We start from the raw sequence: 14157 nt of genomic DNA on the forward strand, positions 1-14157 counted from the left end.
TTTCAGCTTGTGTTTTTGGGCGTGAGCCGTCTGGCCGCCGCACTCCACGGTGGCAAATACACAGCAGTCGTCATAACGATAAGAAGTTAGCAGGAGAGCACTATGTTTAAGTCTTTTTTCCCAAAGCCGGGGCCGTTCTTTATTTCGGCATTTATTTGGGCACTGGTCGCCGTTGTATTCTGGCAAGGAGGTGGGGGAGCCTGGGTTGCACATATTACCGGCGCGTCGGGAGACGTACCGATTAGCGCGGCCCGATTCTGGTCACTGGATTACCTGATTTTTTATGCGTATTACATTCTTTGTGTTGGGGTGTTCGCGCTATTCTGGTTTATCCACAGTCCGCACCGCTGGCAGTACTGGTCCATACTGGGCACGTCGCTGATTATTTTCGTGACCTGGTTTCTGGTTGAAGTTGGCGTCGCCGTCAACGCCTGGTATGCGCCATTCTATGATCTGATTCAGTCCGCGTTGAGTGCGCCGCATAAGGTGAAGATTGAGCAGTTCTATCATGAAGTAGGCATCTTTCTTGGCATTGCGCTGATTGCTGTGGTCATTGGGGTGATGAACAACTTCTTCGTCAGCCACTATGTATTCCGCTGGCGTACCGCAATGAACGAACACTATATGGCGCACTGGCAGCATCTGCGTCATATCGAAGGCGCGGCACAGCGTGTGCAGGAAGATACCATGCGTTTTGCCTCCACGCTTGAAGATATGGGGGTCAGCTTTATCAATGCGATTATGACGCTGATTGCCTTCTTACCTGTACTGGTCACACTCTCAGCCCATGTGCCGGACCTGCCCATTGTTGGACATGTTCCTTATGGCCTGGTGATTGCCGCGATTGTCTGGTCGCTGATGGGAACCGGCTTGCTGGCGGTAGTCGGGATCAAACTTCCGGGGCTGGAGTTTAAAAACCAGCGCGTGGAAGCGGCCTACCGTAAAGAACTGGTTTACGGTGAAGATGACGCTAATCGTGCGACCCCGCCGACGGTGCGTGAACTGTTCCATGCGGTGCGCCAGAACTACTTCCGCCTCTATTTTCACTATATGTACTTCAATATCGCCCGCATTCTATACCTGCAGGTTGATAACGTTTTCGGCTTGTTCCTGCTGTTTCCGTCGATTGTTGCCGGTACGATTACGCTCGGCCTGATGACACAAATCACCAACGTGTTTGGCCAGGTGCGCGGCTCGTTCCAGTATTTGATTAACTCCTGGACAACGTTAGTAGAACTGATGTCTATTTATAAGCGTCTGCGCAGCTTTGAACGTGAGCTTGATGGCCAGGATATTCAGGAAGTTACCCATACGCTTAGTTAATAAAAAAGGAGATGTTATGTCGACGGTTTCCCGTCTTTACCCCTTGTCCGGTCTGGCCGCTCTGGTGCTGGTGGGATGTAGTAGCCAACCCGCGCAGCCGCTAAAAAAAGGGGAGAAAGCCGTCGATGTGGCGAGCGTGGTGCGCCAGAAAATGCCCGCCAGCGTGAAAGACCGGGACGCATGGGCGCAGGATTTAGCGAAGACGTTTGAAAGACAGAAGCTGGCACCGACGGTTGAAAATATCTGTTCGGTGCTGGCGGTCGCGCAACAGGAGTCAAACTATCAGGCGGATCCGGCCGTTCCAAACTTAAGTAAAATCGCCTGGAAAGAGATCGACCGGCGCGCCGAGCGTATGCATATCCCGCAGTTTGTGGTGCATACCGCACTGAAGATTAACTCGCCAACGGGGAAAAGCTACAGCGAGCGTCTGGATACGGTGAAAACGGAAAAACAGCTTAGCGCCATTTTTGATGATTTTATCAATATGGTACCGATGGGGCAGACGCTGTTTGGTTCGCTTAATCCGGTACATACCGGTGGGCCAATGCAGGTCAGTATCGCGTTTGCCGAGCAGCACGCCGATGGGTATCCGTGGAAAATGGCGGGAACAGTTCGTCAGGAAGTGTTCAGCCGCCGCGGTGGGTTGTGGTTCGGTACGTATCATCTGCTTAACTACCCGGCGAATTACAGCGCGCCAATCTTCCGTTTCGCCGATTTCAATGCGGGATGGTATGCCAGCCGCAATGCGGCTTTCCAGAATGCGGTCAGTAAAGCCAGCGGAGTGAAACTGGCGATGGATGGTGACTTGATTCTCTACGGCAGCAGCGAGCCGGGCAAAACCGAGCTGGCGGTACGTAAACTGGCCGGGAAGCTGGGGATGAGCGAGAGTGAGATCCACCGTCAACTGCAAAAAGGTGACAGTCTGGCTTTTGAGGATACCGCGCTGTACGAGAAGGTCTATAAGTTGGCAGAAGCGAAGAGCGGGAAAGCGCTACCCCGTGAAATGCTGCCAGGCATTCAGCTGGAAAGCCCGAAGATTACACGTAATCTGACCACCGCGTGGTTTGCGAAACGCGTGGACGATCGTCGAGCGAAATGTATGGGTCAGTCATCATTATGATGACGGCGGCGCCAGCGCACGAATGCCGCGATGGCGCCAAGAATCAGACTTCCGGCAAGGAAAGGGACCAGCCCAAAAAGGGTACCGACGCCTAAGCCAATTTCAACTCGTGGGCGTCCTGTCTCTTGCATTTGCAACTGCATCAGCTGTTCATAGATGCCGGGAGCGTGGGCCAACAGATTTAAAACCTGCGCGCCTGCCCAAAAGCAAAACAGCACAAATACGGCATACGCAATGTTGCCGGGCAGGGAGGAGGTATCCCGATGCTTGCCCTTAAACAGGGATTTTGAGAGCGTAAAATCAGCCATAAAGACCTCCGGAAATAACCTGCTTTTTTTGACGTGATGCCTGGAACTGACTGTGAGTCTGACAGGTGATCGGCAATGTCAATATCAGAATGATGGTAATTTCAGGTAGAGATTATTCCTGGATCTCGGTTTTTTGCTGATTGTCACAATTAAGTAACCTTAAGTGAAATCAAGTTACATTTCAGAAATTCCGCACAGGCCACAGACGCCTATGAGGAAATGTGCGAGGATGCGCTTTCACGTTGTATTTCCACCGGAGCCGTTATGAACCTGCCTGTTAAAATCCGCCGAGACTGGCACTACTATGCCTTCGCTATTGGGCTTATCTTTATTCTGAACGGTGTGGTCGGCTTACTGGGTTTTGAAGCGCAGGGATGGCAGACCTATGCGGTGGGGTTGGTAACGTGGGTGATTAGCTTTTGGCTGTCCGGATTAATTATCCGTCGCCGCGTGGAAGATGAAGAAGAAGCAAAGGATGCCCAATAGCTCTTGATCAGGCATCCAGGCGGGTTTACATACTGGTTTTCAACGCGCTATCCGCCGCATGACGTTCCAGCGCCAGTTCGATCAGGCGAGTGATCAAATCGGTATAGCCTAAGCCGCTCGCCTGCCACAGTTTTGGATACATGCTGATGTTGGTAAAGCCCGGCAGCGTGTTGATCTCATTGATCACAACATCGTTCTCTGCGGTTAAGAAAACGTCCACGCGCGCCATACCGGCGCAGCCCAGCGTCTGATAAGCCTGAATAGCAATGTCGCGTATCTTATCGTTAACTTCCGGTGCGATCGCTGCCGGAACAACCACTTTGGCACCGTTATCGTCAATGTATTTGGTGTCGTAAGCGTAAAAATCACTGCTCAGCACGATCTCGCCACAGGTACTGGCCTGCGGTTGATCGTTGCCCAGCACCGCGCATTCGATCTCGCGGCCCTTGATCCCTTGTTCCACCACGACTTTATGGTCAAATTCAAATGCCAGCGCGACGGCCTGATTGTATTGCGCCTCGCTGGTCACTTTACTGACGCCAACGGACGAGCCCTGGTTGGCTGGTTTCACAAACAGCGGCAGGCCAAGGCGGGATTCCACCTCGGCAAAGCTGATGCGGTTGCGATTGGCGCGAGTGAGCGTAATAAATGGCGCGATGTTTAATCCGGCATCGCGCAGTAGACGTTTGGTCACGTCTTTATCCATACAGGCCGCAGAACCCAGGACATCAGAACCGACGAACGGCAGATTCGCCACGCGCAGCATACCCTGCAGAGAGCCATCTTCACCCAACGTGCCGTGTACGATCGGGAAAATAACATCGACCGTTGGCAGTGGCTGACCGTTTTGCGCATCGATCAACTGGTGCTCTTGTTTACCCGGGACCTGAGCCAGGCTGGTCGCGGAAGGACGCAGCGCAATATGCGCTGGATCATCTGAATTGAGCAGATAGTTACTGGCATCGCTAATGTGCCATTGCCCTTGCTTATCAATACCTAACAGCACAACGTCAAAGCGAGTCTTGTCGATGGCATCGACAATATTTTTTGCCGATTGCAATGACACTTCATGTTCCGCTGATTTACCACCAAATACGATTCCTACCCGCAACTTTGCCATCTTAAAAACCCATTCCATGAATGCAAAGCACATACATTACCACGACAAAACGCAGGTTTCCTCGGCTTCTGGCAGATTGTTTTGGTGGGCAACAGAGGAACAGATAAGCGCAAACGCGCAGAACGGACGCGGAGCATAAACCCCTGCTGATATTGTGGGGTTGATGTGAGGTATATCACAAATATGATGAGCGGGAAGATAAAATCCTAAACTGTGATATATCGCACCTGTGGACCCTTATTTGGCTAAGTAATTTGTTAAGCTAATCACAGTTTTCAGCTACTTATCGTTATGAGTCCCTATGGAATCCTGGAGAGTCAACCTCATTTCCGTATGGTTCGGTTGCTTTTTCACCGGCCTGGCAATCAGCCAAATCCTGCCTTTTTTACCGCTCTATATCTCCCAACTGGGGGTGAGCTCCCATGAAGCACTCTCAATGTGGTCCGGCTTAACGTTTAGCGTCACCTTCCTGATTTCAGCCATCGTCTCTCCGATGTGGGGGAGTTTAGCCGACCGTAAAGGACGCAAGCTAATGTTGCTGCGGGCCTCTTTGGGTATGGCGATTGCGATTTTACTGCAGGCCTTTGCCACTAACGTCTGGCAGCTTTTTCTGCTGCGTGGGGTCATGGGGTTAACGTCTGGCTATATTCCCAATGCGATGGCGCTGGTAGCCTCACAGGTTCCGCGCGAACGCAGCGGGTGGGCGCTGAGTACGCTCTCGACGGCGCAAATTAGCGGCGTAATTGGCGGACCGCTGATGGGGGGCTTTATTGCCGACCACGTTGGCTTACGGGCGGTATTCTGTATTACCGCGGCCTTGCTGGTAGTGAGTTTTCTGGTCACGCTGTTCTTAATCAAAGAAGGTGTGCGCCCGACAATCAAAAAAAGCGAACGCCTGAGCGGGAAGGCCGTCTTTGCCTCGCTGCCTTATCCGGCGCTGGTGATCAGCCTGTTTTTTACTACGATGGTGATCCAGTTATGTAACGGCTCAATTGGGCCGATTCTGGCGCTGTTTATTAAATCAATGGTCCCAGACAGTTCTAATATTGCCTTTCTCAGCGGGCTGATTGCTTCGGTTCCGGGCATCTCGGCGCTGATTTCTGCGCCCCGGCTAGGTAAATTAGGCGATCGTATTGGGACCGAGCGGATTTTAATGGCAACGTTAATCTTCGCCGTCGTGTTGTTTTTCGCCATGTCATGGGTCACTACGCCGTTGCAGTTGGGGATCTTACGTTTTCTGCTCGGCTTTGCCGACGGCGCGATGTTGCCCGCGGTGCAGACGCTGCTGGTAAAATACTCCAGCGACCAGATAACCGGGCGCATTTTTGGTTATAACCAGTCATTTATGTACCTCGGCAACGTAGCCGGGCCATTAATGGGGGCAACAGTTTCGGCAATGGCGGGCTTTCGCTGGGTGTTTATTGCCACGGCGAGCATTGTGCTTATCAACATCTGGCAACTGGCTATCGCGTTGCGACGTCGGCGCTGCGCACGCTGAGTACCTGATTAACAACGCTGCCAGTCAGCGTTGTTAATCCATCATTATGCATTTATATATCCAGGTGATTATTAATCCCCTTACCCTTTTATATGGAATAATTCTGCGCTAAGACTCCTTCTCCCTTATTTTGTGTTGTGATTGTTTTCGCAAAACGTTTTATTTCTTATGAAAATACAACTTTCATCCACTAGGCAGTTGTGAGTCTTAATGATAACGTGGCCTATATTTGGTTAAGGGAATACGTAAATGAAAAATCTCGTTACTGAGTTGTTACTTAAGCTCGCCCAAAAAGAAGAAGAGTCGCAAGAACTGACGGCGCAGGTTGAAACGCTGGAGCAGGTAATCATCGAAATGCTGCGCAATATGACGTGTAACGATCGGCAAATATTTATTCGCCAAATTGAGGGGGCTTTGGCTGGAGAAGGCCGTATGCCTGCGTTTCTGACCAACGTTCATAACGCTGGCGAGAGTGTGCCAAAAGCGTTTTGAGTAATCCGTGGTGCGTCATCCACAAATTATCATAAAAGTGTCACATCAAATACTTATAGTCGCTTTGTTTTAATTTTACCGTATTTATACATGGAGAAAATAAAGTGAAACAAAGCGCACTCGCTATTGCCCTGTTACCTTTGCTGTTTACCCCGGTTATTAATGCAGAAACCTCTGCCATAGCGGTTTTGGATAATCGTGCCGCTCAGGGTGATATCACCACGCCGGGCGGCGCCCGCCGATTGTCTGCCGATCAAACGGCGGCTCTGCGCGAATCTCTGAGCGATAAACCTGCCAAAAATATTATTTTATTGATTGGCGATGGGATGGGTGACTCAGAAATAACGGCCGCGCGAAATTATGCCGAAGGCGCAGGCGGCTTTTTTAAAGGGATTGATGCTTTACCGTTGACCGGACAATATACTCACTATGCGTTGGATAAGAAAACGGGTAAACCCGATTATGTGACGGATTCTGCGGCATCCGCGACGGCGTGGACCACCGGTGTGAAAACCTATAATGGGGCGCTGGGCGTTGATATTCATGAAAAAAATCACGCCACAATTCTTGAAATGGCAAAAGCGGCGGGGCTGGCAACGGGCAACGTTTCTACCGCTGAATTGCAGGATGCTACCCCGGCGGCGCTGGTTGCCCATGTGACTTCGCGTAAGTGCTATGGCCCAGGCGTGACACGTGAAAAATGCCCAACCAATGCGCTGGAAAAAGGCGGTAAAGGGTCAATCACCGAACAATTACTGAATGCCAGGGCTGACGTTACGCTGGGCGGCGGGGCAAAAACGTTTGCGGAAACCGCTGCGGCAGGCGAGTGGCAGGGTAAAACGTTGCGTGAACAAGCCCTGGCCCGCGGTTATCAGATGGTGAGTGATACCGCGACGCTGGCGGCGATTACCGAAGCTAATCAGGATAAACCGCTGCTGGGCCTGTTCTCTGACGGCAATATGCCCGTGCGCTGGGAAGGTCCGAAAGCGTCTTATCATGGCAATCTGGATAAGCCGGTTGTGACCTGTACGCCAAATCCAAAGCGTGACGACAGCGTGCCAACGCTGGCGCAGATGACGGATAAAGCGATTGAGTTGTTAAGCAAAAATGAGAAAGGTTTTTTCCTGCAAGTGGAAGGGGCGTCAATCGATAAACAGGACCACGCCGCCAACCCGTGCGGACAGATTGGCGAAACGGTCGATCTGGACGAAGCGGTACAGCGCGCGCTTGCCTTTGCGAAGAAAGATGGCAACACCCTGGTGGTGGTAACCGCTGACCACGCACATGCCAGCCAGATTGTCGCGCCGGATACCAAAGCACCAGGCCTGACCCAGGCGCTGAACACCAAAGATGGCGCGGTCATGGTCATCAGCTACGGCAACTCTGAAGAGGAATCTCAGGAGCACACCGGCAGCCAGCTACGAATTGCAGCCTATGGCCCGCACGCGGCGAATGTGGTCGGCCTGACCGATCAAACCGACCTGTTTTACACCATGAAAGCGGCGTTAGGACTGAAATAACCCGACGCCCGGCGGCAATACTTTTGCCGCCGGGTGGTATTTTTATCGTTAGCAGCCAAACTTACCTGTGTGTTGTCGTTCAGAAAAGAAGGATGCTATGAAAATTACATTATTAATGACGCTGCTTTTTGGTCTGATTTTTTTAACTACCGTCGGTGCTGCCGAGAAGACTTTAACCCCGCAACAACAGCGTATGACCACCTGCAATCAGCAGGCAACGGCGCAGACCTTAAAAGGGGATGCGCGTAAGACATATATGAGTGATTGCCTGAAAAACAGTAAATCTGCGCCGGAGGAAAAGAGCCTGACGCCGCAGCAGCAAAAAATGCGTGAATGTAACGTTAAGGCGACGGAGCAGTCTCTGAAAGGTGATGATCGTAATAAATTTATGAGCGCTTGCCTGAAGAAATCTGCGTAGCACTTACGGGTGAGCAGGTAAAATCGCTCACCCGAAATATCATACTTCCGCCACCAGACCCCTTCCTATAATTTGGGAAATTTGTTTCAGAATATTCCCAAATACAATGAATGATGAAAACTTTTATCAAAAGAAGGTCGTCCCGAATGAAGCATTTTTATCGCTTCATCAAAATGACCACCAACGTTCCGGTCTGCGATTCGCCCGACGAATCAGGCTGCCGCGAGCGGTGGGATTGGGGGGAATGTTTTTCCCTATCGCGTCGGTATTAGTTGCTCAGCCCATTACCGGTGGCTGGTGGCTATTACTGGTGGGATGGGCGTTTGTCTGGCCGCATTTGGCCTGGCAGTTGGCCAGCAAAGCCGACGATCCTCTGCATAGCGAATTTACCAACTTAAAAGCCGATGCCATTCTTGCCGGTATGTGGATAGGGATTATGGGCGTAAACCTGTTGCCATCCACGGCGCTGCTGATGATTATCTGCATCAACCTGATGGGCGCAGGCGGGATGCGAATATTCATCGCAGGCGCCGTTTTGATGATGGTTTCATGCCTGGTGACGTTACAGTTAACCGATATCTCCGTCGCTTTTAGCAGTACTCAACTTAGCGTGCTATTGACGCTGCCGGTGCTGGTGATTTATCCGCTGCTGTTTGCCTGGGTCAGCTACCAGACGGTCATCAAGCTGGCGGAACATAAACGCCGTTTACAGGTGATGAGTACGCGAGATGGCATGACTGGGGTGTACAACCGCCGCCATTGGGAACTGTTACTGCGTAATGAATTTGATAATTGCCGCCGCTACCAGCGTGACGCCACGTTACTGATTATCGATATCGACCATTTCAAGAGCATCAATGATACCTGGGGTCACGACGTTGGGGACCAGGCGATTGTCGCGCTGACCCGCCAGTTGCAGATGACCTTACGCGGTAGCGACGTGATCGGGCGCTTTGGCGGTGATGAGTTTGCGGTGATTATGTGCGGCACGCCGGCAACCAGCGCGATTGCGGCGATGTCTCGCGTTCACGAACGACTTGGCCAACTGCGCTTATCCTGCGCGCCGCAGGTTGCTCTGCGGATCAGCGTGGGCGTTGCGCCGCTGACCGCAGAAACCGAGCATTATCGAGAATGGTTAAAGTCGGCGGATATGGCGCTCTACAAAGCAAAGAATTCCGGACGTAACCGCACTGAGGCGGCGGCCTGACGTCCGGCGGTGTTAACTCAGGAGCGGCTGAGTTTTTCCGACTGCTCCATGCACTTAATCATCGCTTCAATCACTGATGAACGGAAACCACGTTCTTCCAGGACGCGTACCGCTTCAATGGTGGTTCCGCCAGGCGAGCACACCATATCCTTCAGTTCTCCGGGATGTTTACCCGTATCCAGCACCATCTTTGCCGACCCCATTACTGCCTGCGCCGCGAATTTATAAGCTTGCGCGCGAGGCATGCCACCCTGCACGGCGGCGTCCGCCATTGCTTCAATAAACATAAAGACATAGGCCGGTGCTGAACCACTGACGCCAACGACCGGATGAATCATTGCCTCCGCAATGACTTCCGCTTCGCCAAAGCAGCGGAAGATATTCAGCACGTCGGCCGTGTCTTCTGGCGTGACTAAGGCGTTCGGTGTGACGGAGGTCATTCCGGCATTCACCAGTGACGGCGTGTTTGGCATCGCGCGAATGATTTTACGGTCATGGCCTAGCGCGCGGGCGAGCTGATCGAGGGTGACGCCAGCGGCAATCGAGACGACCAGGGAGTCTTTGTTCAGGCTGGAGGTAATTTCGCTCAGCACTTTAATCATGATGCCTGGTTTTACGGCCCCAAAAACGATGTCAGCGATTTGCGCGACCTCTTGCGCAGACTGCGCCGCATTAATACCGTACTGGTCGTGCAATGCAGCGACTTTATCGGGGGAAGGGGTGTAGACCCAGATTTGTCCGGGGAGAACCTGACCGCTGGCGATCATGCCGCCAAGTATCGCTTTGCCCATATTACCGCAGCCGATAAAACCGATTTTCTTGTCCATTTTGTCACTCCCTATGCGTGATATTCATTGTTTTACCTGGGAAAGCTAAGCTTAGCGCGGATTGAATACGTGCAGAAGGATAAACAGCACTTTGCCTGCAAGTAAAAGCACGCGACAATGTGCAACTGCACATCAGTGGGGAGAAATTATGACAATATGGGTGGATGCCGATGCGTGTCCGAATGTGATTAAAGATATTTTGTACCGCGCTTCTGAACGCATGCAGATGCCGCTTATTTTGGTAGCCAACCAAAGTTTGCGCGTCCCGTCTTCGCGGTTTATCCGCACATTACGTGTTCCCGCCGGGTTTGACGTGGCGGATAACGAGATTGTACGTCAGTGTAGTGCCGGTGATTTAGTGATAACGGCGGATATCCCGCTGGCGGCAGAAGTCATTGAAAAAGGTGCGGCGGCGCTTAATCCGCGCGGTGAACGTTATACCGAAGCCACGATCCGTGAGCGTCTGATGATGCGTGATTTTATGGATACGCTACGCGCCAGCGGTGTTCAGACCGGCGGGCCGGACAGCCTTTCACCACGAGACAGGCAGCATTTTGCTGCTGAGCTTGATAAGTGGTGGCTGGAAGTACAGCGCAGAAAATAAAACGTGTAATTTATTATTTACACTTTATTCATGGTGAATTCTTGTTATAGTAGGGGTTAATAGGTATCTCTACCCTGTATGTAATTTTTTCTTTACGTTTTGGCGATGTACTAGTTTGGTGATATGATTATATCTTTAACCGCATCAGATCCCGCTCGCTCGCGGCTCCCTGGGGAATTTCTGTAATGACGCAACCTCTTTATCTTGTCGGCCCCCGGGGGTGTGGTAAGACAACTACCGGTATGGCGCTGGCGAAGGCTATCGATTTCCAGTTTGTCGATACCGATCGCTGGTTGCAATCGCACGTGCAGATGACCGTGGCGGAGATCGTCGAAAGGGAAGGATGGGAAGGGTTTCGTGCCCAGGAGACGAGCGCTCTGCAGGCCGTCACAGCCCCGGCAACGGTTGTTGCGACCGGCGGCGGTATCATTCTTACCGAATTTAATCGTCATTACATGCGCAGCCACGGCGTGGTTATCTATTTAAGCGCACCGGCATCAGTACTGGTTGATCGTCTGGAGGCCACGCCTGAAGAGGGATTGCGCCCAACCTTAACCGGTAAGCCGCTGACTGAAGAGGTGCAGGAAGTGCTCGCTCAGCGCGATGTTCTGTACCGTGAAGCTGCGCACTACATCGTTGATGCCACCCATAAACCTGCGCAGGTGGTGGAAGACATTCTTGAGATACTGGCGCAGGCAGCGCCACGGTTACAGGGCGGTGTCTATACTTAATGTTCATCCAGTGAAAAGGAAGAACTATGCCGACAAAACCACCTTACCCGCGTCAAGCGACCATTGTTACGGTTGAAAAGGGGACGCCAGGCCAGACGGTAACCTGGTATCAACTTCGAGCCGATCACCCTAAACCGAATACGTTGATCAGTGAGCATCCTTCTGCGCAGGAAGCCATGGATGCCAAAAAACGCTACGAAGACCCCGATAAAACCTGATATTAAGCACCGTCCTGGCACGAGTCTGAAAAGTGCCACGACGGGCGTTCATCACATTTTCTTAAATTTCGCCGTATACCGTTAAAATTGAAAATTAAGCAATAACAATCCAGTACCGGAATGATTTGGAATCTTTACACAATACATCGCCGCTCAGCTGCTACGCTTTTGAGCATTTGTAGCGCAGGTCAGCGCCCGGCACTTGCCCGGGATTTCACAGCAAAGTAAGAAGATGGTGGAGCAACAAATGAGTGCGTCGTTGGCTATCCTCACGATTGGCGTGGTGCCGATGTGTGAGGTGTTACCGCTCCTGACGGAATATATCGATGAACAGCACATTACTCACCACAGTCTGCTTGGACAGATGCGGCGAGAAGATGTGATGGCTGAGTACGGCGTTTCGCCCGGTGACGAGCCTTTATTAACGCTGCTCAGCGACCATCAACTTGCGCATGTCTCACGCCAGAAGGTTGAGCGCTCGCTGCAAAGTATCGTGGAGGTGCTGGATAACCAGGGCTTTGACGTGATCCTGCTGATGAGTACCGCCTCAATCGCTCGCCTGACCGCCCGCAATGGCATTCTGCTGGAGCCGTTACGTATTATCCCCCCGCTGGTGGCCTCGATTGTCGATGGGCATCAGGTCGGGGTTATTGTCCCCGTCACCGAATTGCTCAAAGCCCAGACGCAAAAATGGCAGGTGTTACAAACTCCACCAGTGTATGCCGTGGCGAATCCGATCGAAGGTACCGAACAACAATTGATTGATGCCGGGAAAGAACTGCTGGAGCAAGGCGCGGATGTGATCATGCTGGATTGTCTGGGGTTCAATCAACGCCATCGCGATTTACTGCAAAAATCGCTGGATGTCCCGGTTCTTCTGTCTAATGTGTTGATTGCCCGACTGGCTTCGGAGCTGTTGGCGTAATTTTGCGTGACAGGTGGAACGTCAGCCCCCTATATTGGTTCTCAACTTAATCACGAGATGGGGCCAGTTGTATGCTTCAAAGTAATGAATACTTTTCCGGCAAAGTAAAATCGATCGGTTTTACCAGCAGCAGTACTGGCCGCGCCAGTGTTGGCGTGATGGCTGAAGGCGAATATACCTTTAGTACTGCGGCGCCTGAAGAGATGACTGTCGTTAGCGGCGCACTGAACGTGCTGCTGCCGGGGGAAACTGAGTGGAAGGTGTATGCCGCAGGGGACGTGTTCAACGTACCGGGCAACAGTGAGTTTCATCTGCAGGTGGCAGAGCCAACATCCTATCTTTGCCGCTATCTGTAAGCATAGAAATGACGAATGGCGACATTATGCCGCCATTCGGTAAGTACGGCTTAACGTTGCGCTTCGCCGCCTAATCCTTCCACCAGACTTTTAATCAGCGCCGCCAGTTCACCCGTCATCAGGATGAAATCGGCATCAAAACGCTGAGCATAATCTTCGCGGTCAATATCTTCGTTCTGATCGCGCAGCTCGTCGCTAAACTTCAAACGCTTAATAGAGCCGTCGTCACACATCACGAACTGAATGCGCTGCTGCCAGTCGAGGGCCAGCTTGGTGACCAGTTTGCCCGCTTCGATATGCACGGCGATTTCGTCGCAGACCAGATCCTGCTTTTTCGCGCTGATCACGCCGCCGTCTTCAAGGATCGCTTTTAGTTCGGCTTCATCCAGTAACTGGAATCCCTGTGCCGTTGTACCGGAACGAACCCATTCGGTCAGCGTCAGCTCAATGGGGTTTTCCATCGTCAGCGGAACGACCGGCAGCGAACCGAGACTCTTACGCAGCAGCGCCAGCGTATCTTCGGCTTTCTTCGCACTCGCGCAATCAACCATGATCAGATCGTTGACGGTATCGATCCACATCATCGTCTGGCTGAAACGGCTAAAGGCGCGCGGCAGCAATGAGTGCAGAACTTCATCTTTCAGCGAGTCTTTTTCGGTCTTCTTGAGTTTGCGACCTTGCTCAGCTTCCAGTTTGAAAATTTTGGCTTCCAGCGCCTGTTTAATAACCGGCGACGGCAGAATTTTTTCTTCTTTGCGGGCGCAGATAATAATTTGGCCATTGGCGGTATGCGTTAATGCATCGCTGTGCGATCCCATCGGCGGAACCCAGCCCATTTTTGCCATATCCTGGCTACCGCAAGGGGTGAACGTCATTGATGCCAGCTGTTTTTCCATCTCTTCGGCACGCAAAGAAACATCGCGGCTAAGACGGTAAACCATTAAATTTTTGAACCACAGCATGATAATTTCCACGGCCTTGTCGTTAAATCCAGCGGGCATGAT

17 protein-coding genes are annotated in these 14157 nt (G+C 51.9%); 13 read left to right on the forward strand and 4 right to left on the reverse strand.

What is annotated here, in order from left to right; genetic code table 11:
* The first annotated feature begins 102 nt into the window (after positions 1-102).
* Complete coding sequence (sbmA, locus tag WC7_RS20160; RefSeq protein WP_016151996.1) at positions 103-1323, forward strand: peptide antibiotic transporter SbmA; 1221 nt, start codon at positions 103-105, stop codon at positions 1321-1323.
* A gap of 16 nt (positions 1324-1339) precedes the next feature.
* Positions 1340-2443: a DUF1615 domain-containing protein gene (locus tag WC7_RS20155; protein ID WP_016151997.1), complete on the forward strand. Its 1104-nt coding sequence runs from the start codon at positions 1340-1342 to the stop codon at positions 2441-2443.
* Here the strand turns inward: WC7_RS20155 and WC7_RS20150 are convergent.
* Positions 2428-2751, reverse strand: a complete 324-nt coding sequence (locus tag WC7_RS20150; RefSeq protein WP_016151998.1) for a DUF2755 family protein — start codon at positions 2749-2751, stop codon at positions 2428-2430. The two genes, WC7_RS20155 and WC7_RS20150, sit on opposite strands and share 16 nt — an antisense overlap.
* A gap of 264 nt (positions 2752-3015) precedes the next feature.
* Here WC7_RS20150 and WC7_RS20145 point away from each other — a divergent pair, with 264 nt between their 5' ends.
* Positions 3016-3237, forward strand: coding sequence for a DUF2754 domain-containing protein (locus tag WC7_RS20145; protein WP_016151999.1), 222 nt, complete (start codon positions 3016-3018; stop codon positions 3235-3237).
* Positions 3238-3262: 25 nt separating this feature from the next.
* Here WC7_RS20145 and ddlA read toward each other — a convergent pair whose 3' ends face one another.
* Positions 3263-4357: a D-alanine--D-alanine ligase gene (gene ddlA, locus WC7_RS20140; RefSeq protein ID WP_032947051.1), complete on the reverse strand. Its 1095-nt coding sequence runs from the start codon at positions 4355-4357 to the stop codon at positions 3263-3265.
* 301 nt (positions 4358-4658) lie between these two features.
* On the opposite strand from ddlA, the gene WC7_RS20135 reads away from it, so the two are divergent.
* From WC7_RS20135 to adrA, 5 genes are all read left to right on the forward strand, one after another.
* The gene (locus WC7_RS20135; RefSeq protein ID WP_016152001.1) at positions 4659-5855 is read left to right on the forward strand and encodes a multidrug efflux MFS transporter; all 1197 of its coding nucleotides are present in this window, start codon (positions 4659-4661) and stop codon (positions 5853-5855) included.
* A 249-nt stretch (positions 5856-6104) separates the two neighbouring features.
* Complete coding sequence (locus tag WC7_RS20130; RefSeq protein ID WP_016152002.1) at positions 6105-6347, forward strand: sigma-S stabilization anti-adapter protein IraP; 243 nt, start codon at positions 6105-6107, stop codon at positions 6345-6347.
* 104 nt (positions 6348-6451) lie between these two features.
* Positions 6452-7867 carry an alkaline phosphatase gene (gene phoA / locus WC7_RS20125; protein ID WP_016152003.1) on the forward strand — a complete coding sequence of 472 codons (1416 nt, stop codon included), beginning with the start codon at positions 6452-6454 and terminating at the stop codon, positions 7865-7867.
* Positions 7868-7964: 97 nt separating this feature from the next.
* Positions 7965-8285, forward strand: a complete 321-nt coding sequence (gene psiF, locus WC7_RS20120; protein ID WP_003830956.1) for a phosphate starvation-inducible protein PsiF — start codon at positions 7965-7967, stop codon at positions 8283-8285.
* 91 nt (positions 8286-8376) lie between these two features.
* On the forward strand, positions 8377-9492 hold the full coding sequence (gene adrA / locus WC7_RS20115; protein ID WP_088583121.1) for a diguanylate cyclase AdrA: 1116 nt from the start codon (positions 8377-8379) through the stop codon (positions 9490-9492).
* Between the two features lie 17 nt (positions 9493-9509).
* Here adrA and proC read toward each other — a convergent pair whose 3' ends face one another.
* A complete protein-coding gene (proC, locus tag WC7_RS20110) occupies positions 9510-10319 on the reverse strand; it encodes a pyrroline-5-carboxylate reductase (protein ID WP_016152005.1) in 810 nt (269 codons plus the stop codon).
* Positions 10320-10467: 148 nt separating this feature from the next.
* Between proC and WC7_RS20105 the strand changes: the two genes are divergently transcribed.
* The 5 genes from WC7_RS20105 (at position 10468) to ppnP (ending at position 13153) form a co-directional block, all read left to right on the forward strand.
* Positions 10468-10923: a YaiI/YqxD family protein gene (locus tag WC7_RS20105; protein WP_016152006.1), complete on the forward strand. Its 456-nt coding sequence runs from the start codon at positions 10468-10470 to the stop codon at positions 10921-10923.
* A 185-nt stretch (positions 10924-11108) separates the two neighbouring features.
* Positions 11109-11654: a shikimate kinase AroL gene (gene aroL, locus WC7_RS20100; protein ID WP_016152007.1), complete on the forward strand. Its 546-nt coding sequence runs from the start codon at positions 11109-11111 to the stop codon at positions 11652-11654.
* Positions 11655-11680: 26 nt separating this feature from the next.
* Positions 11681-11872: a protein YaiA gene (gene yaiA, locus WC7_RS20095; protein ID WP_016152008.1), complete on the forward strand. Its 192-nt coding sequence runs from the start codon at positions 11681-11683 to the stop codon at positions 11870-11872.
* 247 nt (positions 11873-12119) lie between these two features.
* A complete protein-coding gene (locus tag WC7_RS20090) occupies positions 12120-12797 on the forward strand; it encodes an AroM family protein (RefSeq protein WP_016152009.1) in 678 nt (225 codons plus the stop codon).
* A 71-nt stretch (positions 12798-12868) separates the two neighbouring features.
* A complete protein-coding gene (gene ppnP / locus WC7_RS20085; protein WP_016152010.1) occupies positions 12869-13153 on the forward strand; it encodes a pyrimidine/purine nucleoside phosphorylase in 285 nt (94 codons plus the stop codon).
* Positions 13154-13203: 50 nt separating this feature from the next.
* Here ppnP and rdgC read toward each other — a convergent pair whose 3' ends face one another.
* Entirely contained in the window at positions 13204-14115 is a 912-nt protein-coding gene (gene rdgC / locus WC7_RS20080; protein ID WP_016152011.1) for a recombination-associated protein RdgC, read from the reverse strand.
* Positions 14116-14157 lie beyond the last annotated feature (42 nt).

It is taken from the genome of Citrobacter sp. KTE151 (genome assembly GCF_000398845.1).
Classification (GTDB): Bacteria; Pseudomonadota; Gammaproteobacteria; order Enterobacterales; family Enterobacteriaceae; genus Citrobacter; species Citrobacter braakii.